Annotated in this window: 17 protein-coding genes; 3 read left to right on the forward strand and 14 right to left on the reverse strand. The window is 59.8% G+C overall.

The window, feature by feature from the left end; genetic code table 11:
* Positions 1–2: 2 nt before the first annotated feature.
* The 8 genes from ACYZTS_RS09525 to ACYZTS_RS09560 all read right to left on the reverse strand — a co-directional run bounded on the left by ACYZTS_RS09525 (position 3) and on the right by ACYZTS_RS09560 (position 9,323).
* Positions 3–632 (reverse strand): glutathione S-transferase, encoded by a 630-nt coding sequence (locus ACYZTS_RS09525; RefSeq protein WP_461996391.1) that lies wholly within the window; start codon positions 630–632, stop codon positions 3–5.
* 265 nt (positions 633–897) lie between these two features.
* Positions 898–1,077, reverse strand: coding sequence for a hypothetical protein (locus tag ACYZTS_RS09530; RefSeq protein WP_028619930.1), 180 nt, complete (start codon positions 1,075–1,077; stop codon positions 898–900).
* Positions 1,074–2,204, reverse strand: a complete 1,131-nt coding sequence (locus ACYZTS_RS09535) for a PepSY-associated TM helix domain-containing protein (protein ID WP_461995548.1) — start codon at positions 2,202–2,204, stop codon at positions 1,074–1,076. The genes ACYZTS_RS09530 and ACYZTS_RS09535 overlap by 4 nt, the downstream gene beginning before the upstream one ends.
* 72 nt (positions 2,205–2,276) lie before the next feature.
* Positions 2,277–4,712 carry a TonB-dependent siderophore receptor gene (locus tag ACYZTS_RS09540; protein WP_461995550.1) on the reverse strand — a complete coding sequence of 812 codons (2,436 nt, stop codon included), beginning with the start codon at positions 4,710–4,712 and terminating at the stop codon, positions 2,277–2,279.
* Positions 4,713–4,956: 244 nt separating this feature from the next.
* Positions 4,957–5,931, reverse strand: coding sequence for a FecR domain-containing protein (locus ACYZTS_RS09545; protein ID WP_461995551.1), 975 nt, complete (start codon positions 5,929–5,931; stop codon positions 4,957–4,959).
* The gene (locus ACYZTS_RS09550; RefSeq protein WP_461995552.1) at positions 5,928–6,446 is read right to left on the reverse strand and encodes an RNA polymerase sigma factor; all 519 of its coding nucleotides are present in this window, start codon (positions 6,444–6,446) and stop codon (positions 5,928–5,930) included. The genes ACYZTS_RS09545 and ACYZTS_RS09550 overlap by 4 nt, the downstream gene beginning before the upstream one ends.
* A gap of 238 nt (positions 6,447–6,684) precedes the next feature.
* Positions 6,685–7,392 carry a 3'-5' exonuclease gene (locus tag ACYZTS_RS09555; protein ID WP_461995554.1) on the reverse strand — a complete coding sequence of 236 codons (708 nt, stop codon included), beginning with the start codon at positions 7,390–7,392 and terminating at the stop codon, positions 6,685–6,687.
* On the reverse strand, positions 7,389–9,323 hold the full coding sequence (locus ACYZTS_RS09560; RefSeq protein WP_028619924.1) for a putative nucleotidyltransferase substrate binding domain-containing protein: 1,935 nt from the start codon (positions 9,321–9,323) through the stop codon (positions 7,389–7,391). The genes ACYZTS_RS09555 and ACYZTS_RS09560 overlap by 4 nt, the downstream gene beginning before the upstream one ends.
* 258 nt (positions 9,324–9,581) lie before the next feature.
* Here ACYZTS_RS09560 and ACYZTS_RS09565 point away from each other — a divergent pair, with 258 nt between their 5' ends.
* Positions 9,582–10,028: a response regulator gene (locus tag ACYZTS_RS09565; RefSeq protein ID WP_028619923.1), complete on the forward strand. Its 447-nt coding sequence runs from the start codon at positions 9,582–9,584 to the stop codon at positions 10,026–10,028.
* A gap of 183 nt (positions 10,029–10,211) precedes the next feature.
* On the opposite strand, the gene ACYZTS_RS09570 is transcribed toward ACYZTS_RS09565, so the two are convergent.
* Positions 10,212–12,389, reverse strand: coding sequence for a malate synthase G (locus ACYZTS_RS09570; RefSeq protein ID WP_461995557.1), 2,178 nt, complete (start codon positions 12,387–12,389; stop codon positions 10,212–10,214).
* 537 nt (positions 12,390–12,926) lie between these two features.
* On the opposite strand from ACYZTS_RS09570, the gene ACYZTS_RS09575 reads away from it, so the two are divergent.
* Positions 12,927–13,445 carry a glycine cleavage system transcriptional repressor gene (locus ACYZTS_RS09575; protein WP_028619921.1) on the forward strand — a complete coding sequence of 173 codons (519 nt, stop codon included), beginning with the start codon at positions 12,927–12,929 and terminating at the stop codon, positions 13,443–13,445.
* Positions 13,446–13,659: 214 nt separating this feature from the next.
* On the opposite strand, the gene rarD is transcribed toward ACYZTS_RS09575, so the two are convergent.
* The 5 genes from rarD to ACYZTS_RS09600 all read right to left on the reverse strand — a co-directional run bounded on the left by rarD (position 13,660) and on the right by ACYZTS_RS09600 (position 19,999).
* Positions 13,660–14,547 (reverse strand): EamA family transporter RarD, encoded by an 888-nt coding sequence (gene rarD / locus ACYZTS_RS09580; protein WP_028619920.1) that lies wholly within the window; start codon positions 14,545–14,547, stop codon positions 13,660–13,662.
* A gap of 204 nt (positions 14,548–14,751) precedes the next feature.
* Positions 14,752–15,726 carry a serine/threonine protein kinase gene (locus ACYZTS_RS09585; protein ID WP_028619919.1) on the reverse strand — a complete coding sequence of 325 codons (975 nt, stop codon included), beginning with the start codon at positions 15,724–15,726 and terminating at the stop codon, positions 14,752–14,754.
* A 238-nt stretch (positions 15,727–15,964) separates the two neighbouring features.
* Positions 15,965–17,866: a PhoX family protein gene (locus tag ACYZTS_RS09590; protein ID WP_461995560.1), complete on the reverse strand. Its 1,902-nt coding sequence runs from the start codon at positions 17,864–17,866 to the stop codon at positions 15,965–15,967.
* A gap of 171 nt (positions 17,867–18,037) precedes the next feature.
* Positions 18,038–18,802: a TOBE domain-containing protein gene (locus ACYZTS_RS09595; RefSeq protein WP_461995562.1), complete on the reverse strand. Its 765-nt coding sequence runs from the start codon at positions 18,800–18,802 to the stop codon at positions 18,038–18,040.
* 456 nt (positions 18,803–19,258) lie between these two features.
* Complete coding sequence (locus ACYZTS_RS09600) at positions 19,259–19,999, reverse strand: double zinc ribbon domain-containing protein (RefSeq protein WP_461995564.1); 741 nt, start codon at positions 19,997–19,999, stop codon at positions 19,259–19,261.
* A gap of 92 nt (positions 20,000–20,091) precedes the next feature.
* On the opposite strand from ACYZTS_RS09600, the gene bioB reads away from it, so the two are divergent.
* A complete protein-coding gene (bioB, locus tag ACYZTS_RS09605) occupies positions 20,092–21,147 on the forward strand; it encodes a biotin synthase BioB (protein ID WP_028619915.1) in 1,056 nt (351 codons plus the stop codon).
* Positions 21,148–21,256: the final 109 nt, after the last annotated feature.

Genomic DNA, 21,256 nt, shown 5'->3' on the forward strand with positions numbered 1-21,256 from the left:
TTTCAAACCTTCGGCATCGTAGCCAGCATCGAAGCCCGCTGGCTCACCTCGAAATACCACGCCGCCAACAGCGGATTCCCCTCGCGCCATTGCAGATCCGGATGGCGCAGATCCAGGTAACCCAGTGCACACGCCACACTGATCGCCGCCACATCGAAATGGCTGGTCAGCTCGGCGATCGCGTCTTTTTCCAGCAATGCCAGACTCCGGCGAATCTTGTCGCGTTGGCCGTCGAGCCATTCGTCCCAGTGTTTTTCCGGGGGGCGCAGAGCGACTTCGTAACGAATCAGCACCGCCGCGTCCATGATTCCGTCGGCCAGGGAAGCCAGGGTCAGGCGGCGCCAGCGCGCAGAGCCTTCGCGCGGGATCAGTGAATCTCCGACGTGTTGATGATCGAGGTAATCGAGGATGACCCGGCTGTCGTGAATGACGTTGCCATCGGCCAGACGCAACGCGGGGATTTTGCCCAGCGGGTTGTCTTCGAGGAGTGCGGTATCGGGGCTGACCGGTGTCAGCACACTGGCCTGTAACGCCACGCGGTCCTGCTGACCGGTTTCATGCAGGAGGACCATGACTTTGCGGACGTAGGGCGACAGGGGATTGTGGAACAGGGTCATGCTGGCGGTGGACATGGCGACGTCTCTGACGATGGCAGTGTCGAGAGCATAGCGCGTTGACCAGGGAGGCATGATGTCGAAAGCATCCCGGCCGCATGCGGGCCAAGTCCAATCCTGGGAACCGTCGCGATGCGAACCCTGTAGGAGCTGTCGAGTGAAACGAGGCTGCGATCTTTTGATCTTGTTTTTACCCCTTGAAGACAAGATCGAGATCAAAAGATCGCAGCCTCGTGTCACTCGACAGCTCCTACAAGGGAGGGGTATGGCGACGTATTTATTATCAGCGGCGTTGCAAAAGGCCCCGCAGGCCGAGCACGGCAGGGATGCCCAGGCCCAGCCAGCTTAGGGAGTCCCACGCGCCATCGCCCAGCAACGCGGCGAACAACCCCGCAGCACTGAGCACACCAATCACCAACGGCACGGCGAATACCTTCCAGAAGCTCGACTGCCGCGGCTTCATGCGTTCGCCTCGGCGTGTTCCAGCACCGGTTTAGCCGCCTTGCGCCGCACCACCCACAGGTAAACCCCGCTAGCGAGCACGATGATGGTCAACACGTCCATCGCCGCCCAGAGGATCTTCATCGGCATGCCGCCGTAATCGCCGAAGTGCAGCGGTTGCGACATGCCCATGGCGTCCATGTACCACGGTCGTTCGGCCACGGCGGTGACCTGCAAGGTGCTGGCGTCGATCAGCACCGGCGTCAGCAGATGCGAGGCCAGATGGGTGCTGCCTTTCATGAACACCGCGTAATGGTGCTCACTGGAAAAGCGAGTGCCCGGGAAGGCGATAAAGTCCGCTTGCATGCCCGGCGCGACCTCTTTGGCGATGTCCAGCAAACGTGTTGCCGGCGCCAGTTGAGTGAGCGGCGGCGCGTCGCGATACGGCGCGACCATCGCGCTGAGGCTGTCATTGCGCCAGGCCGCGATCAGCAGATCGGTGCAGGCACTGATTACGCCGGTCAGCCCGACTACCAGCGCCCAGGTCAGTGTGACCACGCCGATCAGATTGTGCAGGTCGAGCCAGCGCAGCCGGGTGGATTTGTCCTGGCGCACGGTGGCGAATTTCAGGCGGCGCATGAACGGCAAATACAAAACCGTGCCTGACACAATCGCCACCACAAACAAAAGGCCCATGAACGCCAGCAGCAGCTTGCCCGGCAGGCCGGCGAACATGTCCACATGCAGCCGCAGCATCAGCATCATGAAACCGCCGTTGGCCGACGGCATTTCCAGCGCCTCGCCAGTGCGAGCGTCAAGCATGAAGGTGTGGGATTCGTTGGGATGAGTGCCAGCCGTCGGGGCCATGATCGCGATGGCACCGTTGGGTTCGTCGTCTTCGAAGCCAAAATACTGCATGACTTCGCCAGGACGATGTTTTTCCGCCGCCTGCACCAATTGCTGCAGATTCAAATGCGGGGTATTAGCCGGCATTTCCTTCAGCTCGGCGGCATCCCCCAGCAAGTGATCGATCTCGTGATGGAAGATCAACGGCAGGCCGGTAACCGCCAGCATCAGCAGGAACACGGTGCAGATCAGGCTGGTCCAGGTGTGGACGAAGGACCAGCGGCGGATGGTTTTGCTTTTCATGTTCGGGCCTTCAGAAATGCCGAAGCCGCCCGGTCAGGACGGCTTGGTCGTAGGGCGGTTTGGTTTAATCGGTTACCACTTGTACGTAGCGCTGGCGACGACGCTGCGCTGGTCTCCGTAATAGCAGTAAAAGCCGTCACAGGTGGAAATGTAATCCTTGTCGAGCAGGTTGGTGGCGTTCAGTGCCACAGAAGCGCCTTTCAAACTATTGTCCAGACGACCGAGGTCGTAATGCACGGCCGCGTCATACACTGTGTAGGAGTTGGCCTTGCCCAGCCAGGTGTTGCCCTGATCGCCATAGGTATTGCCGGTATAACGCGCGCCGGCGCCGATGCCGAAGCCGTCGAGCACACCGTTGTGCCAGGTGTAGTCAGCCCACAGAGACGCCTGCTGATTAGGCATCAGTTGCAGGCGGTTGCCTTTGAAAGTGCCTTTCTGCACTTCGGATTTTGCCAGGGTGTAAGCGGCAATGACCTTGAGGTTTTCCGTCACGTCGGAAACGGCTTCCAGCTCCAGACCTTTGACTTTCACTTCACCCGTCTGACTGGTGATCGGCACGTCGGCCACGATAGTGGTAGCGGACACGTTTTTCTGCGTCAGGTCATAAATCGCCGCAGTCAGCAGGGTGTTGCTGCCGGGCGGTTGGTACTTGACGCCCAACTCCCACTGCTGGCCCTCTGTCGGTTTGAACGATTGAGTTGCTGTGGCGTTGGCGTTGGCGGTCGGCTGGAACGACTCGGCGTAAGACAGGTACGGCACGATGCCGTTGTCGAACACGTAGCTGATCGCGGCATTGCCGCTGAATTTCTTGTCGCGCTCGGTGTTCGTCGCGCCGTCTTGATTGAAGAACTTGGTGCCGCTGTGAACCCAGTCTTCGCGGCCACCCAGGGTCAGGCGCCAGTTGTCGAGGGCCATCTGGTCCTGGATGTAGAGGCCGGTCTGATAGGTCTTCTGATCGTAGTCATAGAAGGCATCGGAGCGCGGCGGACGGGTGATCGGCAAGCCGTAGATCGGGTTGTTGACGTTGATGCTCGGCGCCGTGCCGAAGATCGACAGGTAATTGGTATTGCTGCGCTGGTGGTCGAGTCCGATCAACAGGGTGTGCTGGATATCACCGGTTGCAAAGTCGCCCTGAAAGTTGTTATCGACAGCGAACTGGCTGATGTCTTCTTCAACGTTGGTAGTGCCACGGCCGGTGTTGCCTTGATCGTCGACAACAAAACCGATCTCCGGGAAATAACTGTTGACCGTGATCGCCTGAAAAGAAGTATCCGACTTGGTATAGCGAAGATTCTGCCGGAACTGCCAGACGTCGTTCAGGCGATGTTCAAAGGCGTAGCCGAGCGCGTAGTAGGTCCGGTCGTAATACTCGTAATTTGGATCGCCCAGGTTCTTATGGTGCGACACCTTGCCAAACGGCATATCGATCTTGGTGCCTTGAATCGGGTAAAACTGGCTGGTGATGCCGGTATCGTCGCGGGTGAATTGCGTCAGTAACGTTAACCTGGTGTCGTCGTCGATGTTCCAGGTCAAGCTCGGGGCGATGTTGTAGCGCTTGTTGTCGACGTGGTCGATCTGCGTGCCGCTGTCGCGTATTACGCCGCTCATGCCGTATAGAAAACGACCTTCGTCATCGATCTTGCCGGTGCTGGCGAAGTTGATCTGGCGGTGATTGTCGCTGCCGTATTGCACCTGGACTTCACTGCTCGATTCGGCGCTGGGACGACGACTGACCATGTCCAGCAAACCACCCGGCGGCGTCTGACCATAGACCGAAGAAGCCGGGCCGCGCAGCAGGGCCAGACGGTCGAGGTTCCAGGTTTCCTGTTTCGGGTTGGCGTATACACCTTTGGGCAACGGCAGGCCGTCGAGGAATTGAGTCGGTTCGAAACCGCGCACGCGCAACCAGTCGGCTCGGGTGTCACTGCCGTAGCTGCTGGCCGTGATGCCCGGCATGTAGCGCACGGCGTCATCGAGGTTTTGTACCCCGCGATCTTCCATTTGCTGGCGGGTCGCGACGGAAATCGAACGCGGAGCTTCGACCAACGCCGTATCAGTCTTGGTCCCTGCAGCGGTGCGAGTCGCTACATAACCTTCTACTGGCCCCCACGCGCTTTCAGTATTTTCCACGCCAATCACCGCCGTCTCCGGCAGCGCCATCACGCCCTCCGGCACGGCCACCAGCGTGTAGGTGCCGGCGCTGCTTTGCTCCAGCTGCAAACCCGTGCCACGCAAGGCGGCGCGAAGGGCGGCGGTAGCGTCGAACTGGCCGTTGACCGGCGCCGAAGTTTTGCCCGCCGCCAGCGAAGGGCTCAGCGACAACGCAATGCCGGCCTGACTGGCGATCTGGTTCAGAGTGCTGGCCAGTGGCGCTGCGGGCAGGTTGTAGGCGCGCACGCTGGACGCTTGTTCGGCGGCCATCAGCGCACTGCTGGCCAGCGGGGCGCTAAGGGCAATGGCGACAGCCAGCAGACTGGGGCGCAACAAGGTGTCTAGCGAACGGGACATACAGCGGCTCCTGAAAGGGAATATTTCTCAATTGCCTTGGTGCCGAACGAAAACCGAAAAGTGATAGGGCTGGATGAAAATAATTGTGATTCATCAAATCAGTGTTGCAAATGATGTTGGATGAAACCGGTCCTCGTGGGGAGGCTGTTGACGCTATCGCGAGCAGGCTCGCTCCTACATTTTGACCGCAATCCCTGTGGGAGCGAGCCTGCTCGCGAAGGCGATTTGTCCATCGAGACGAATTTCAGGGCTTGGCTTCAGCCTTCGCCACCACCGTCACCCACCACGGTGTTTGCTTTTCAATCTGCACCGGCAGCGTCGGCAGTAACGCACTCAACGCCAGATCAGTGTCGTGCAGCGGAAAACTGCCGGTGATCCGCAAGTCGGCAACCTCCGGCGCAACACCCAGATGCCCGCGACGATAGCGACCGAGTTCGTGCACCAGATCGTCCAGTCGCGTGTTGTCCACCACCAGCATGCCGCGGGTCCAGGCATCGGCGCCGAGGTTGAGCGCAACGATCGGGCCGAGGCCGTTGCTACGCATTAGCACCTGCTGACCTTCGCGCAAAATTTGCTCTTGCGGGCTCGACTGCGGATGAGCGGCGACGGCGGATTTCAACACGCTCAGGCGCGTGCCTTCTTCCTCGCGCTTGACCAGGAACTGCGTACCCAACGCACGCATGCTGCCTTCGCGGGTTTCGACAATGAATGGCCGCGCATCGCCATGGCCGGTCTCGACGAGAATCTCGCCCTCCTGCAAAACAATCAGGCGCTGCTTCTGATCGAATCGCACGTCCACCGCGCTGTGTGTATTGAGGTTGATCAGCGTGCCGTCGCTCAAGCGCAAGGTGCGTTGTTCGCCGGTTGCAGTGCGCTGATCAGCCAGCCAGTAGTCGATCGGCAAATACCGATCGCCGGCAAACAACGCCAGCCCGATCAACGCCACCACACTTGCCAGACCGCTGCCCAGCTTGCGCACCCGCCGGCGAATGCTTTCGCGCGATTGCAACAGTGCCGCGCGGGCCGGCCCGCTGGCCACGCTGAAACGATGATCGAGCATGCCCAGCTGTCGCCAGGCGCGAGCGTGTTCTTCGTGAGCGGCGTGCCATTTGGCGAACTCCTCGCGCTCCACCGTATTGCCGCAATCGAGTGACAATTGCCAGGCGATCGCGGCGTCCAGCACCTGTGCCGACACCGGCTTGGAACTGACCGGGTTCAAAGCGGCTCACCGTACAGCGCGACGTAGCACTGGCGGATGCCTTGCGCCAGGTATTGACGCACGCGCGGCACCGATACGCCCAGACGCTGCGCGATCTCGGCATGCCCGAGGCCATCGAGACGGTTATAAAGAAAGGCCGCCCGCGCTTTGCTCGACAGCTGGCCAAGCAAGCGGTCGATGTTTTTCAAGTCTTCCAGAATCAGTTGCTGTTCTTCAACGGACGGTTGTTCGCCTGCAGGAATCAGCATGAGTTCGGTGAGGTAAGCCTGTTCCAGTGCGGCGCGACGGAAATAGTCAAACAACAAACCTTTGGCAATCGCTACCAGAAACGCCCGCGGCTCGCGTGGCTCCTGCAATTCATCGCGTCCCAGCAAGCGCACGAAAGTGTCCTGACTCAGGTCTTCGGCCCGTTGCGGACACGCCACGTTGCGCCGCAGCCACGTCAACAGCCAGCCGCGATGGTCCCGGTATAACGCACCGACGAGCTCACTGTGGGGGCTTTGGACTGACGACACGCAGCATCACCGATTGGGAAATGTTAACTAACGAGAATTGTTCGCGATTGTCGCAGAGGCGCGGGAGGTAAGCAATTGGCCACTGGTCGGGTCGGGATTGTGCAGTTAGACCGCTTTATCGTTCATCGCGGGCAAGCCTTGCTCCCACGGGTTTTGCGTCGCACACAAAACGGGAGAACAAAAACAAGCCTGTGGGAGCAAGGCTTGCCCGCGATTGGCCAGCACAATCACCGCAGTACTAAAAAGACGGCGCTCGCTGTCGGCGTTTCCATTGACTCACCCGCTGCTGCAGATTCAACGGGCTATGAATCTGTTGTTGACGTGCGCGGCTGAACAGGATCAGCGCCAGTTCCGCCGTGGCGAGCGCATCGGCGCTGGCATTGTGGCGCTCGAACACCTCCAGCTTGAACCACTCGATCCACTCGTCCAGCCCCGCCTCGCGTATGTTCGCTTGCGGGCACAGCAGCGGCGCAAGGTCCGCCACGTCCAGAAACGGGTGGTGCAGTTTGTAGCCCAGATGATCCTTCAGTGCGCGCCCGAGCATGTGCTGATCGAACGGCGCATGAAAGGCCAGCAGCGGACTGTCGCCGACAAATTCCATGAATTCCAGCAAGGCGGGCGCCGGGTCGCTGCCGGCGGCAATCGCGCTCGGCCCCAGGCCATGAATCAGCACGCTGGGGCCGAGTTTGAGCTCGTCACATTGCAGGGTGCGCTCGAATTGCTGGCTGAAGTCGATCGCGCCGTCCTCGATCACCACTGCACCGATCGACAGCACCCGGTCCTTGTTCAGATTCAGCCCGGTGGTTTCCAGATCGAGCACCACCCAGCGTTGTTCACGCAGGCTGCATTCGCTCAACTCGACCACGGTTGGCAAGCGTTTCAGCCGCTGTTGCTGCTCATTGGAAATCGCCACGCTGGCCGGGCGCAACCATGAAAATAGACTCATAGCTGATACCGCAGGGCCAGGCTGCTTTGCAGGCGTTGTGCCTGGCGCAGGGATTCGCGCAGGATGCGTCGGTCCAGATGGTTGAGGCTGTCCGGATCGACGCGATTGGAGTAAGGCAGATTCTCGCGGGTCTGTAGCTGATGTTGCTGCATGCGGGTTTGCTGAATGAAGTGATAGGCCTCTTCGTACGCCGCGCCGTCCAGCCGCTCGATGACCTCTTTGGCGACCAACTGGCGGAAACGCTCCAAGGTGTTATTCGCCTCGATGCCATGGGCCAACGCCAGCAGACGCGCGCCGTCGACAAAGGGCGTCAGGCCCTGAATTTTAAGGTCCAGCGTGGCCTTTTCGCCGTTTTTGCGCGCCAGCACAAACTCGCGGAAACGTCCTACCGGCGGACGGTTGCGCAGCGCGTTTTCGGCGAGCATGCGCTGGAACAGGCGATTGTCGCTGACCTGATCAAGAATCCCTTTGCGCAGCTGTTCGCAACCTTGCTCGTTGCCCCAGACCACGCGCAGGTCGAAATAAATACTCGAACCCAACAGATTCTCCGGCGTCGCTTCGCGAATGAACGCCGCGAAGCGCCGCGCCCACTCGGCCCGGGACAAACACAGCTCGGGGTTGCCGGCCATGATGTTGCCCTTGCACAGGGTGAAACCGCACAACGCCAGGCTCTGATTGATCTGCTGGGCGATCGGCAGCAGCTTGCCGCGAATCTCGGCAGCGTGCGCCGCATCCCGTGCTTCGAACAAAATGCCGTTGTCCTGATCGGTGTGCAGCGTTTGCTCGCGGCGACCTTCGCTGCCGAAACACAGCCAGCTGAACGGCACGCCGGGGTCGCCTTTCTCGGCCAAGGTCAGCTCGATCACCCGGCACACCGTGTGATCGTTGAGCAAGGTAATAATGTGGGTGATCTGCGTCGACGACGCGCCATGGGCGAGCATGCGCTCCACCAACTGGCCGATTTCACCGCGCAGCGCCACGAGGTTATCCACGCGCTGAGCGCTGCGGATGGTCCGCGCCAAGTGAACCAGATCGACCCGTTGCAGGGAAAACAGATCACGCTCGGACACCACGCCGCACAAGCGTTGATCCTTGACCAGACAGACGTGGGCAATATGCCGCTCGGTCATGGCAATCGCCGCGTCGAAGGCGCTGTGGTCCGGCGACAGAAAAAACGGCGCAGGGGTCATGTGCCCTTCGATGCGCTCGTTGAAGTCGCTGGTGCCGCCCGCCACCACCTGGCGCAGGTCGCGCAGGGTGAAGATGCCCAGCGGGGCTTTGTCTTCATCGACGATCACGATGCTGCCGACCTGCTGCTCGTGCATCAGGGTCACGGCTTCCCGCAACGGTGTCGCGGGACTGCACATCACCGGATGGCGCATGGCCAATTCGCCCAGTCGGGTGTTGAGCGAGTATTGCGTGCCGAGGGTTTCCACGGCTTTCTGCTGAACTTGCTGGTTGACCTGATCGAGCAAACTGCTCACACCGCGCAGGGCAAAGTCGCGAAACGCGTTGGACAGGGCGAACAGTTTGATGAACGCCAGCTTGTTCAGCTGCAGGCAAAAGGTATCTTCGGCGGCGAGGTGCTCGGTCCGCGTGGCACGCTCGCCAAGCAATGCCGCCAGAGGAAAACATTCGCCCGTGGTGATTTCGAACGTGGTCTCGGTGCCACCCTTGGCCGTGTGTGGACGTTCACCCACCACGCGGCCTTGCTTGACGATGTAGAAGTGTTCGACCGGGCCATCGGCAGGCTTGATGATGCTCTCGTCTGGCGCGTAAAAACGCAGCTGACATTGTTCCACCAGGTACGCCAGGTGCGCGTGTTCCATCTGATTGAAGGGCGGGAAGCGCTGAAGAAATTGCAACGTGCCCTGGATGTTCTGCAACACCGCGGTTTTCCCTGCCTGTGTGAAGGCGTCCGCTTTACTCATAACCGTTACCGCATTTTTTTTGGAATTGTTGTTGTCGGATGACTGAGCCATGGTCGGCCCCTGCGCGCAGGGTGCCCATTGGACGTAAGTCTAGGTAGGCAGCGGAGCTTAAGAAGTTTCGGAAAATCCTTACGTAACTATGGGAAGAACCTATGCTTATATCTATTGGAAATAAATCCGACGAAGTGCACATTAGCGGTCCACTTAGCGCTGTCTCACCACTGTGCTGGGGATTGATCTGGAAACGTAGAGAAAGCCATGTCCGACCACGATATTTTGACTGACGACGAGCGCGAGGCGCTGAGCGCAGTCATGCTCGAGCCTGATTTACCGCCGCAACGGGTGCTGATCGTTGACGACGATAAAGACGCGCGCGAGCTGTTGTCGGAGATTCTGGGGCTGGATGGAATTCGCTGCCTGACGGCGGCGAGTGGCGAAACGGCGCTGAAGATGCTCAGCGAGAAGCCGTCGATTGGCCTGGTGATTACCGATCTTCGCATGGGCCATATCGATGGGCTGGACCTGATCCGCCAGGTTCGCGAGTCGGATCGCGCGGCGCTGCCGTTTATCATCGTCTCCGGTGACGCCGATGTGCAGGACGCGATTGCGGCGATGCATTTGAGCGTGGTGGACTTTCTGCTAAAACCGATTGATACCGTCAAATTGCTCGGGTTGGTGAAGCATGAGCTGGGGATGGAGCCTTAGCGCAACCCAAAGCTGTAGGAGCCGGCTTGCTGGCGATCCTGACACAGCAGATCTACAGGTCAAACGCGTGATCGTTCATCGCCAGCAAGCCGGCTCCTACGGGAGCGTGATATAGGGAGCTTACCCACAAAAAAGCCCTGATCTTTCGATCAGGGCTTTTTCATTTGTGGCATCAACGCTCAATCACAGGCCATTGGCGGCCTTGAATTCACGACGACGGCGGTGCAACACCGGCTCGGTATAGCCATTGGGCTGCTTGGTACCTTCCACCACCAGTTCGACCGCTGCCTGGAAGGCAATGTTACTGTCGAAATCCGGTGCCAGTGGGCGGTACAGCGCGTCGTTGGCGTTCTGACGGTCAACCACTGGCGCCATGCGCTTGAGGCTTTCCATCACTTGCTCTTCGGTGACGATGCCATGACGCAGCCAGTTGGCGATGTGCTGGCTGGAAATACGCAGCGTGGCACGGTCTTCCATCAGGCCGACATCGTTGATGTCCGGCACTTTCGAACAGCCCACGCCCTGGTCGATCCAGCGCACCACATAACCGAGAATGCCCTGGGCGTTGTTGTCCAGTTCGTTCTTGATCTGTTCTGCAGTCCAACTCGGGTTCACGGCCAGCGGGATGGTCAGGATGTCGTCGACCGACGCGCGCTCGCGTTTGGCCAGTTCAGCCTGACGGGCGAACACATCGACCTTGTGGTAGTGCAGCGCATGCAGTGCAGCCGCAGTCGGCGAGGGCACCCACGCGGTGTTCGCACCGGCCATCGGGTGCGCGATCTTTTGTTCCAGCATCGCCGCCATCAGGTCGGGCATCGCCCACATGCCTTTACCGATCTGCGCGCGACCTTGCAGGCCGGTGCTCAAACCGATATCGACGTTCCAGTTTTCATAAGCGCCGATCCACTTTTCAGCCTTCATGTCGGCCTTGCGCACCACCGGGCCGGCTTCCATCGAGGTGTGGATTTCATCGCCGGTACGGTCGAGGAAACCGGTGTTGATGAACACCACGCGCTCGCTCGCCGCCTTGATGCACGCCTTGAGGTTGACCGTGGTGCGGCGCTCCTCGTCCATGATCCCGACTTTCAACGTATTGCGCGGCAGCTCAAGCACGTCTTCGACGCGTCCGAACAGCTCGTTGGCGAACGCGACTTCTTCCGGGCCGTGCATCTTCGGCTTGACGATGTACACCGAGCCGGTGCGGCTGTTCTTGCGCGAGCTGTTGCCATTCAGGCTGTGAATCGCTGCAAGGCTGGTGACCAGACCGTCGAGAATGCCTTCCGGCACTTCGTTGCCTTGGCTGTCGAGGATCGCATCGATGGTCATCAGGGGACCGACGTTGCGCACGAACAGCAGCGAACGACCGTGCAGGCTCAGTTCCTTGCCGTCGACGCCGGTGTAGGTCCGGTCGGCGTTCATGGTGCGGGTAAATGTCTTGCCGCCCTTGGAAACTTCTTCCGCCAGGTCGCCTTTCATCAGGCCGAGCCAGTTGCGGTAGATCACCACTTTGTCGTCGGCATCGACGGCAGCGACGGAGTCTTCGCAGTCCATGATGGTCGTCAGTGCGGCTTCCATCAGGATGTCTTTGATGCCGGCCGGGTCGGTCTGGCCAACCGGAGTGCTGGCATCGACCTGGACCTCGAAGTGCAGGCCGTTGTTCTTCAGCAGGATTGCGGTCGGTGCGCTGGCATCGCCGTGGAAACCGATCAGTTGAGCATCGTCGCGCAAGCCGGAATTGCTGCCGCCCTTGAGGGCAACCACCAGTTTTCCGTCAATGATCTTGTAACCGGTGGAGTCGACGTGCGAACCGGCGGCCAATGGTGCGGCCTCATTGAGGAAGGCGCGGGCGAAGGCAATGACCTTGTCGCCGCGGACCTTGTTGTAGCCCTTGCCTTTTTCCGCGCCACCGGCTTCGCTGATGGCGTCGGTGCCGTAGAGCGCGTCGTACAACGAACCCCAGCGAGCGTTCGAGGCATTGAGCGCGAAGCGGGCATTCATGACCGGCACCACAAGCTGCGGGCCGGCCATGCGCGCGATTTCGTCATCGACGTTTTGCGTCGTCGCCTGGAAATCCGCCACTTCCGGCAGCAGGTAACCGATGTCCTGGAGGAAAGCTTTATAGGCCACCGCATCATGCGCTTGACCCGCACGAGTCTGGTGCCAGGCATCGATGCGAGCCTGGAAATCATCGCGTTTGGCGAGTAGGGCTTTGTTCTTCGGCGCCAGGTCATGAATGACCTTGTCGGCGCCGTCCCAGAACTTGTCGGCGGTGAGACCGGTACCGGGAATGGCTTCGTTGTTCACGAAGTCGAACAGGACTTTGGCGACCTGAAGGCCACCGACTTGAACGTGTTCAGTCATTGCTTGCCTCACTCTGCTCAGCTATTTCGCTTTTCAGCTCTTCAAATTGACAATGAAGCCTCTGGCTATTTAAACCACAAACCCCTTCTACCAGTACATGCCATTTCGGGCGGCTGGGTGGTAACCGATCAACGGCTTGGAGGCCTTGCTGACAGGGCTTTCAGGGTTGCGATTGCGCCTGCGGCAGACATCGATCCAAGGTTATGTAGTGCGCGCTGCGGCATACTACATGATGAATTGCGCTTGTGAAAATCAGACTAAATACGTCGTTCTGCGACGCCATGACGCATTGCGGTCACGACGGGGAACGGGATGTTCTCAAAAAACTATTGGATTGTTCCAGTTAAATATCAAAAGTTGTACACGATTTGTGCTTTTCAATTGAATCGTTAGTGCGCCGTTCGCGGGCAAGCCTTGCTCCCACCCGGATCGCGCAGGCTTGTGGGAGCATGGCTTGCCCGCGAGGGCATCAGTCGACTCACCACAGATTAGCCCCTTGCCTATACTTCCTTTTCGATAACAAAAGAGGGCTGCGCCATGGACCACCTCGTACTGACAGTATTTGCACCGGACAAGGCCGGGCAGGTCGAGCGCATCGCCCAGTGCATCGCCGAGCATGGCGGCAACTGGCTGGAGAGCCGCATGTCGCGCATGGCCGGGCAGTTTGCCGGGATTCTTCGGGTGGGCGTGCCGGCCGAGGCCTACGATGAATTGGTCGACGCTCTGCAAGCGTTGTCGACCCATGGTATTCGCGTGCTGATCGCCGAAAGCGGCATCGAGCAATCCTGCACCTGGAAACCGATCGCCATGGAGCTGGTGGGCAATGATCGTCCGGGCATCGTGCGGGACATCACGCGTTTATTAAGTGAACAGGGCGTCAACCTTGAACGGCTGGTGACAGAAGTCCGTCCGGCGCCGATGAGCAGCGAGCCTTTGTTCCACGCCGAAGCCATTCTGGCTGTGCCGCTGACCTTGTCCCTGGATGTTTTGCAGTCGCGTCTGGAGACGCTGGCAGACGATCTTATGGTCGAATTGGTGCTGCGCAGTGAACCTTGATCAGTTATCCAAGTTAAACGTGCACCTGCCTGTGGATAACCTGTAGAGACTGCCCGCCAGCCCACGCCGGCCGGGCGTCTTCAGCCTCTGATCAAAAAACCAGCAGTTTCAAGAAGTTGCGCACAAACGGCGGGGATCACGCTGTGGATAACCGTGGGAAGGATGCACACAGGCCACGATGGACGTGGCCTGCAGAGGTTTGTACGTTTTCTGATCAGCTGCGGCGGCGCAGACTTATCCACGCATCGACGCTGTAGATCGCCAAACCTGCCCAGATAAACATGAACGCAACCAGCGTGCTCGACGACATGTGCTCATTGAAGAGCAGTACTGCCTGCAGCAGCACCAGCGTCGGCGCGATGTATTGGAGAAATCCCAATGTCGTGTAGGGCAAATGCCGTGCAGCGGCGTTGAAACACACCAGCGGTATCAGCGTCACCGGTCCGGCGGCGACCAGCCACCAAGCCTCGGAGGTGCTCCAGAATTCAGCTTGAGCACTGTTTGCCCCGGGATTGAACAACAACCAGGCAACGGCGATCGGCACCAGCATCCAGGTTTCCACCACCAGACCGGGCAGGGCCTTGACCGGCGCCTGCTTGCGAATCAACCCGTAGAAACCGAACGTTAACGCCAGCACCAGCGACACCCACGGCAGACTACCCACCTGCCACACTTGCTGCGCCACCCCGGCCGCCGCCAGACCCACGGCGATCCACTGCATGCGCCGCAGCCGCTCACCCAGAATCAGCATGCCGAGCAACACGTTTATCAGCGGATTGATGTAGTAACCGAGACTGGCTTCGAGCATCCGGTCGTTATTTACCGACCAGACGTAAGTCAGCCAGTTGGCCGCGATCAGTGTGCCGCTCAACGCCAGGATCGCCAGCCGTTTGGGGTTGTCGCGCAATTCGCGCCACCAGCCCGGGTGCTTCCAGACCATCAGCAGCAACGCCCCGAACAACGCCGACCAGAGCACCCGGTGGATGATGATTTCCACGGAGGGGACATTGGCGATGGCTTTGAAATAGAGCGGGAAAAGTCCCCAGATGATGTAGGCACTCAGGCCCAGGATGTACCCGCGACGCGGGTTGGCGGCTTGCATGCGGAATCCTTGCATAGGCAGCTAACAAAGAGGGGATTGTAAGGAGATTTGTCTGTGAATGTCCTGCCTGATTAGGTCGGGCAGTTGTGAACACAATATCTGTGGGAGCGAGCCTGCTCGCGAAAGCGGTATGTCAGTCGACGTCTCTGTTGAATGAAAGTCCGTCTTCGCGAGCAGGCTCGCTCCCACTAGGGATTGAGTGTGTCAAAACAATTTCAGGGGTTCTTCATTCAGCGCGGACAACTGCTCGCGCAACGCCAGTACCTGATCGCCCCAATAACGCTCGGTGCCGAACCACGGAAAGCTGTGCGGGAACGCCGGGTCGTCCCAGCGGCGGGCGAGCCAGGCGCTGTAGTGCATCAGGCGCAAGGCGCGCAGCGGCTCGATCAGTGCCAGTTCGCGCGGATCGAAATCATGAAACTCGTTGTAGCCGTCCATCAATTCCGACAACTGCCCCAGGCATTCCTGACGATCACCGGCGAGCATCATCCAGATGTCTTGCACCGCAGGGCCCATCCGGCAGTCGTCAAGGTCGACGATGTGGAACATCTCATCGCGGCACATCATGTTGCCGGGATGGCAATCACCGTGCATGCGGATGTTCTGGTGCGGCGTTGCCTTGTAGACCTCTTCCACACGCTTGAGCAGGTCGCGGGCGACTGACTCGTAGGCTGGCAGCAGGCTCTTGGGGATGAAGTTGCCTTCAAGCAACGTGGTCAGTGAGTCGTGGCCGAAGTTCTTCACGCCCAGCGCTTCACGGTGTTCGAACGGCTTCGTCGAGCCCATCGCGTGAAAGCGGCCGAGCAATTGGCCGAGGCGATACAGCTGATCGAGGTTGCCCGGCTCCGGCGCCCGGCCGCCGCGCCGTGGGAACAGGGTGAAACGGAAACCGTTGTGTTCGTGCAGGCTGGCGCCATTGTGGATCATCGGTGCCACCACGGGTACGTCGCACTCGGCGAGCTCGAAGGTGAATTGATGCTCTTCGAGAATCGCTTCGTTGGTCCAGCGCTGCGGGCGATAGAACTTGGCGATCAGCGGCTCGGAGTCTTCGATGCCGACCTGGTAGACGCGGTTCTCGTAGCTGTTGAGCGCCAGAATGCGCGCGTCGCTGAGAAAGCCGATGCTTTCGACGGCATCGAGCACGAGGTCGGGGGTAAGCGTTGCAAACGGGTGGGCCATGCTGACTCCTGCGCGCAGCAGGCTGCCGCGTCCGGCCAAGCATGGTAGCGCAGACGGGGAGGGTTTAGGGGTTGCACTTGAGGTAAGTGTTGTTCGTGGCGACGCGTTCGCGGGCAAGTCGGGATGCCGCACCACACGCTCCCACAGGGTATTGCGGTGCGCACGTTATTGCGACACACCGCAACCTCCTGTGGGAGCGTGTGGTGCGGCATCCCGACTTGCCCGCGATGAGGCCCTGTCAGGCGCCGACAACCCCACCATCTTCACGCGTGATCGCCATCACCGAAGACCGCGGCTTGCCATTGGGCAAATGGTCGGGGAACGTCGAACCACCGTTCTCCCCCGGATGCTGAATCCCTACAAACAACGTCTTCTGGTCCGGCGAGAACGCAATCCCCGTCACCTCACAACCTACCGGCCCTACCATGAACCGGCGGATCTCGCCCGTCACCGGATCGGCGCAGAGCATCTGGTTGTTGCCCATGCCCGCATAATCGCCGGTGTTGCTCGAGTCGCCATCCGTCTGGATCCACAAGCGTCCGGCCTTGTCGAAACTCAGGCCGTCGGGGCTGTTGAACATGTTCTGCGTGGTGATGTTCGAAGAGCCAGCTTTCGGCGTTCCGGCGTGCACGCCGGGGTTACCGGCGACCACGAACAGGTCCCAGGCAAAGCTTTTCGAGGCGTGATCGTCGCGATCCGTGCGCCAGCGCAAAATCTGTCCGTAGACGTTTTTCTCGCGCGGGTTGGGCCCACCTACCGGCTGACCTTCCTCGCCGCGTTTGACGTTATTGGTCAGCGTGCAATACACCTGGCCATCCTGAGGGCTGACGACAATCCATTCCGGACGGTCCATGCGCGTCGCTTTCACCACACTGGCGGCCAGACGTGCGTGGATCAGCACTTGCGCCTGATCAGCGAAACCGCTGCTGGCGTCGATGCCGTTTTTGCCGTGGGTCAGTTCGATCCATTCACCGTGGCCCTTCGGATGATCGGCATTGCTGTCCCCGGCGTCGAAACGTGCGACGTATAACGTGCCGTGGTCCAGCAAATCGCGATTGGCCTTGAGATTTTTGTGATTGATCTTGTCGCGGCTGACGAACTTGTAAATGAATTCGCCACGCTCATCGTCGCCCATGTACACCACGGCGTGGCCGTCGGCGGTTTCGGTCAGGGCGGCGTTTTCATGTTTGAAGCGGCCCAGGGCCGTGCGTTTGACAGGCGTCGATTGCGGATCGAACGGGTCGATCTCGACGATCCAGCCGTGACGGTTGAGCTCGTTGGGATTCTTCGCCAGATCAAAGCGCTCGTCGTGCTGATGCCAGTTGATCTCTTTGCTCGCGGCGACCACGCCGTAGCGTTTCTGCGCGGCATCGAATTTTTGCTCGGCGTTATTGCTGCCAAAACAATCGGTGAAGTTTTCTTCACAGGTCAGGTAGGTGCCCCACGGCGTCATGCCGTTGGCACAGTTCTGAAAGGTGCCCAACACGGTTTTGCCGTCGGGATCGGCGCTGGTTTTCATCAGCGCATGACCGGCGGCCGGGCCGCTCAACTGGATCGGCGCATTGCCGTGAATCCGCCGGTTGTAACGCGAGCCCTGTACAAAATGCCACTGACCGTTCTGGCGCTGAACTTCGATCACCGACACACCTTCACAGGCCAGCGCCTTGTGCACATCGTCCGCCGACTGCGGCATGCCGCCGTGGGGATAGAGGTAGCGATAGTTGGTGTATTCGTTGTTGATCGCCATCAGCGCCCGGTCTTTTTCACCGGGGAATTCGAACAGGCTCATGCCGTCATTGTTATCGCCGAACTGCAGTTCCTGCTGGGCCGCGGTGCCGTTGCCAGCCGGGTCGAAGGCTGGCCCGTCCTTTTGCAGCGGCTGGCCCCAGCTGATCAGCACCGAGGATTTGTAGCCCGGCGGCAGGGTGATGGCGTCGCTAGTGGCGGCGGGGATGCTGGCAAAGCCCAACAGTTTGCTCGCGCCTGCGCTGACACTGTCGGCCAGCACGCTGCGGCTCAGCAGGTTGCCACCGAGGAACATCGCGGCGCCGCACAGGGCGCCTGCGCTAATGAAGCCACGGCGACTGAGGCCGATCATGTTTTCGAGATCGGTGGACTGGTTTTCTTCTAATAGGCTCACATCAGGCTCCCTGCGGTTTTGCAGTCACCATAAAGAGCAACGATGAAGTTTTTGTTGCAGTCGTTATACGACGGTCGTGTAGGAGCTGCCGAAGGCTGCGATCTTTTGATCCTGTCTGAAGATCAAAAGATCGCAGCCTTCGGCGGCTCCTACAGAATCAGGTGTGGCCAATTACAGCGGCGTGCCCAGCAAAACGTTGGACGGTGCGAATTGCACGCGCACCGGTTTATCCGCTGCCAGATCGAGCGAGCGCAAGTGCAGCGGCTCGGCCAGTGCGCACAGCGTCTGGCCGTTGGGCAAGCCGATGCGCACTTCGCTGGGACCGTCCTCGGCGTCGAGGATTTCTTCGATAATGCCGGTCAGGTCGTTGTATCCCGGCGTTGCCGAACCTTCGATCGCCAGCAGCTCCAGCCATCCGGCCTTTATCAGCGCCACCACCTCGGTGCCAATTTCCAGCTCAAGACGCAGCGTGCTGTCGTGGGTGATCTGCGCATCCAGAGTCAGGCCCGCGGCCAGCTCAAGCCGGATCAGGTCGTTGCGGCCCTGACTGCCAATCGCGATCACCTTGCCGTGCAATTGATTGCGCGCACTGGTCCTTAGCATCAGGCGTCCGAGCAGCTCGAGATCGCTGGCGTCCTCTGCCGCTTCCAGCACCTGCGCCTGCAGGGTTTGCAGTTTTTGGTACAGGCGCAGCACCCGCTCACCTTCGCTGGATAGTCTGGCGCCACCGCCGCCCTTGCCACCGACGCTGCGTTCCACCAACGGTTTCTGCGCAAGGTTATTCAATTCGTCGATGGCGTCCCACGCAGCTTTGTAACTCAGGCCCGCGCTTTTCGCCGCACGGGTGATCGAGCCTTTCTCGGCGATGTGTTGCAGCAACGCGATGCGTTGCGGGCGACGGACAATGTGCTGGGACAACAACGTGGGCAGGGACATGGCGAGAGGCTTTGGACTATGACGATGTCGGGGACGTTGGCTGTTGGAAGCCTGGACGTCAAGTCGGGCACCGGACTTGTGGGAGCGGGCTTGCTCCGGGCGGCGTTCCGACGAAAGCGGTGTGTCGGTCGATACGATGCTGGCTGATACGGCCTCATCGCGAGCAGGCTCGCTCCCACCGGGATTGATGGCGTTGCGGGAGTTGTGGGCCAACCCAGAACCCTTGTGGGAGCGAACCTGCTCGCGATGAGGCCGCCACATTCGACAATTTTGTTGACTGACAGAGCGCGGGCAGACCGGCTCCCTCTCGGATTGATGGTGTTGCGGGAGTTGTGGGCCAACCCAGAACCCTTGTGGGAGCGAGCCTGCTCGCGATGAGGCCGCTACAGTCAACAATTTTTTTGACTGACAGAGCGCGGGCAAGCTCGCTCCCACAGGTTTTGTATCCGGCCTGAGTCAGGCTGTGTCGCCGGGCTTTGGTGTGCGTGCCAGGCAATAAACATCGACCCGCGCAGCGCCGGCATCCATCAGCAATCGGGCCAAGGCATGGGCTGTGGCGCCTGTGGTGAGCACGTCGTCCACCAGCGCCAGGTGCAGGCCCGCGACCCGTGCATCGGGCGCGAGGGCGAAGGCATTGCACAGGTTCTTTTTGCGCGCTTCGGCATTCAGATCCTGCTGCGCACTGGTGTCCTGAACTCTCAACAATATTTTGTCATCGTAAGAAATGTCGAGCCCCTCACTCAGCCATCGCGCGAGCATGGCGGCTTGATTGAAACCACGCTTGCGCAGACGTTTCGCGGCCATAGGCACTGGAAGCATTGCGTCGGGCCGGTCCATATCCTCTTCGAAACGGTGGCGCAGAAACTGAGCAAGAAGGTTACCAAGCAGTCGTCCATACGGCCAACGCGCGCTGTGTTTGAAACGGGTGATCAGGCTGTCCAGCGGAAAACTGTAGGTCCATGGCACCGCGACCTGTTCGAATGCCGGCGGTTGTTTGAGGCACTGACCACACGTTAGCCCCGCCGACGGCAGTGGCAATGCGCACATCCGGCAATGTTCACCCAGCCACGGCAGATCGGTTTCACAAGCCATGCAGATCGGCGTGGCGTCATCCGCCACTTCGCCGCACAGCAAACAGTGTTGTTTGTTTTTTAACCAGATGTAAACCGGTCCTTCGTAGCGAGGTTGACAGCGCATCACTCTTCCTTAAATATGCCGAACATCCGTGTCGCGTCTGTGGGTATTCCTTACCCCAGTCGCCAGCCAAGCATAAAACAAAGGAAACACCCATGAGCGCCAGCACCACTGCAACTCTGCGTCATGATTGGTCTTTGGCCGAAGTCAAAGCACTCTTCGTACAGCCGTTCAACGACCTGTTGTTCCAGGCGCAGACGGTGCACCGCGCGCATTTCGACGCCAATCGCGTTCAGGTTTCAACGCTGCTTTCGATCAAAACCGGCGCCTGTCCGGAAGATTGCAAATATTGTCCGCAGTCCGGTCACTACAACACCGGGCTGGAGAAAGAGAAGTTGATGGAAGTGCAGAAGGTCCTCGAAGAGGCTGCCCGCGCCAAAGCCATCGGCTCCACCCGCTTCTGCATGGGTGCGGCGTGGAAACACCCGTCGGCCAAAGACATGCCGTACGTACTGGAAATGGTCAAAGGCGTGAAAGCCATGGGCCTGGAGACCTGCATGACCCTCGGTCGCCTGGATCAGGATCAGACCGAAGCGCTGGCCGACGCCGGCCTCGATTACTACAACCATAACCTCGACACCTCGCCGGAATTTTACGGCAGCATCATCACCACGCGCACTTACGGCGAGCGCCTGCAAACCCTGGCGTACGTGCGTGAATCGGGCATGAAGATCTGCTCCGGTGGCATTCTCGGCATGGGCGAGTCGCTGGACGACCGCGCCAACTTGCTGATCCAGTTGGCCAACCTGCCGGAGCATCCGGAATCGGTGCCGATCAACATGCTGGTGAAAGTCGCCGGTACGCCGCTGGAAAATGCCGATGACATCGACCCGTTCGACTTCATCCGCATGCTCGCGGTCGCGCGCATCCTGATGCCGCAGTCCCACGTGCGCCTGTCTGCTGGCCGTGAAGCGATGAACGAGCAGATGCAGGCGTTGGCGTTCTTTGCTGGTGCGAACTCGATTTTCTACGGCGACAAGTTGCTGACCACCGCCAACCCGCAGGCCGACAAGGACATGCAACTGTTCTCGCGCCTGGGCATCCTGCCGGAAGCGCGTGAAGAGCATGCGGATGAAGTGCATCAGGCGGCGATCGAGCAGGCGTTGGTGGAGCAGAAAAGCAGCGAGCAGTTTTATAACGCGGCTGTTTGACCGTTTCACCTTTCCCACTGATTGGAATGCAAAACCACTGTAGGAGTGAGCCTGCTCGCGATAGCTGTATGACATCCAATAACGATCTCGGCTGACACAATGCCATCGC

Source organism: Pseudomonas sp. TMB3-21, from assembly GCF_054898145.1.

Excerpts from the sequence above, each read along its gene's own strand:
- ACYZTS_RS09525 (WP_461996391.1), bottom strand. The coding sequence starts at position 632 with ATGTCCACCGCCAGCATGACCCTGTTCCACAATCCCCTGTCGCCCTAC.
- ACYZTS_RS09530 (WP_028619930.1), bottom strand. The coding sequence starts at position 1,077 with ATGAAGCCGCGGCAGTCGAGCTTCTGGAAGGTATTCGCCGTGCCGTTG.
- ACYZTS_RS09535 (WP_461995548.1), bottom strand. The coding sequence starts at position 2,204 with ATGAAAAGCAAAACCATCCGCCGCTGGTCCTTCGTCCACACCTGGACC.
- ACYZTS_RS09540 (WP_461995550.1), bottom strand. The coding sequence starts at position 4,712 with ATGTCCCGTTCGCTAGACACCTTGTTGCGCCCCAGTCTGCTGGCTGTC.
- ACYZTS_RS09555 (WP_461995554.1), bottom strand. The coding sequence starts at position 7,392 with ATGAGTCTATTTTCATGGTTGCGCCCGGCCAGCGTGGCGATTTCCAAT.
- ACYZTS_RS09560 (WP_028619924.1), bottom strand. The coding sequence starts at position 9,323 with ATGAGTAAAGCGGACGCCTTCACACAGGCAGGGAAAACCGCGGTGTTG.
- ACYZTS_RS09565 (WP_028619923.1), top strand. The coding sequence starts at position 9,582 with ATGTCCGACCACGATATTTTGACTGACGACGAGCGCGAGGCGCTGAGC.
- ACYZTS_RS09570 (WP_461995557.1), bottom strand. The coding sequence starts at position 12,389 with ATGACTGAACACGTTCAAGTCGGTGGCCTTCAGGTCGCCAAAGTCCTG.
- ACYZTS_RS09575 (WP_028619921.1), top strand. The coding sequence starts at position 12,927 with ATGGACCACCTCGTACTGACAGTATTTGCACCGGACAAGGCCGGGCAG.
- rarD (WP_028619920.1), bottom strand. The coding sequence starts at position 14,547 with ATGCAAGCCGCCAACCCGCGTCGCGGGTACATCCTGGGCCTGAGTGCC.
- ACYZTS_RS09585 (WP_028619919.1), bottom strand. The coding sequence starts at position 15,726 with ATGGCCCACCCGTTTGCAACGCTTACCCCCGACCTCGTGCTCGATGCC.
- ACYZTS_RS09595 (WP_461995562.1), bottom strand. The coding sequence starts at position 18,802 with ATGTCCCTGCCCACGTTGTTGTCCCAGCACATTGTCCGTCGCCCGCAA.
- ACYZTS_RS09600 (WP_461995564.1), bottom strand. The coding sequence starts at position 19,999 with ATGCGCTGTCAACCTCGCTACGAAGGACCGGTTTACATCTGGTTAAAA.
- bioB (WP_028619915.1), top strand. The coding sequence starts at position 20,092 with ATGAGCGCCAGCACCACTGCAACTCTGCGTCATGATTGGTCTTTGGCC.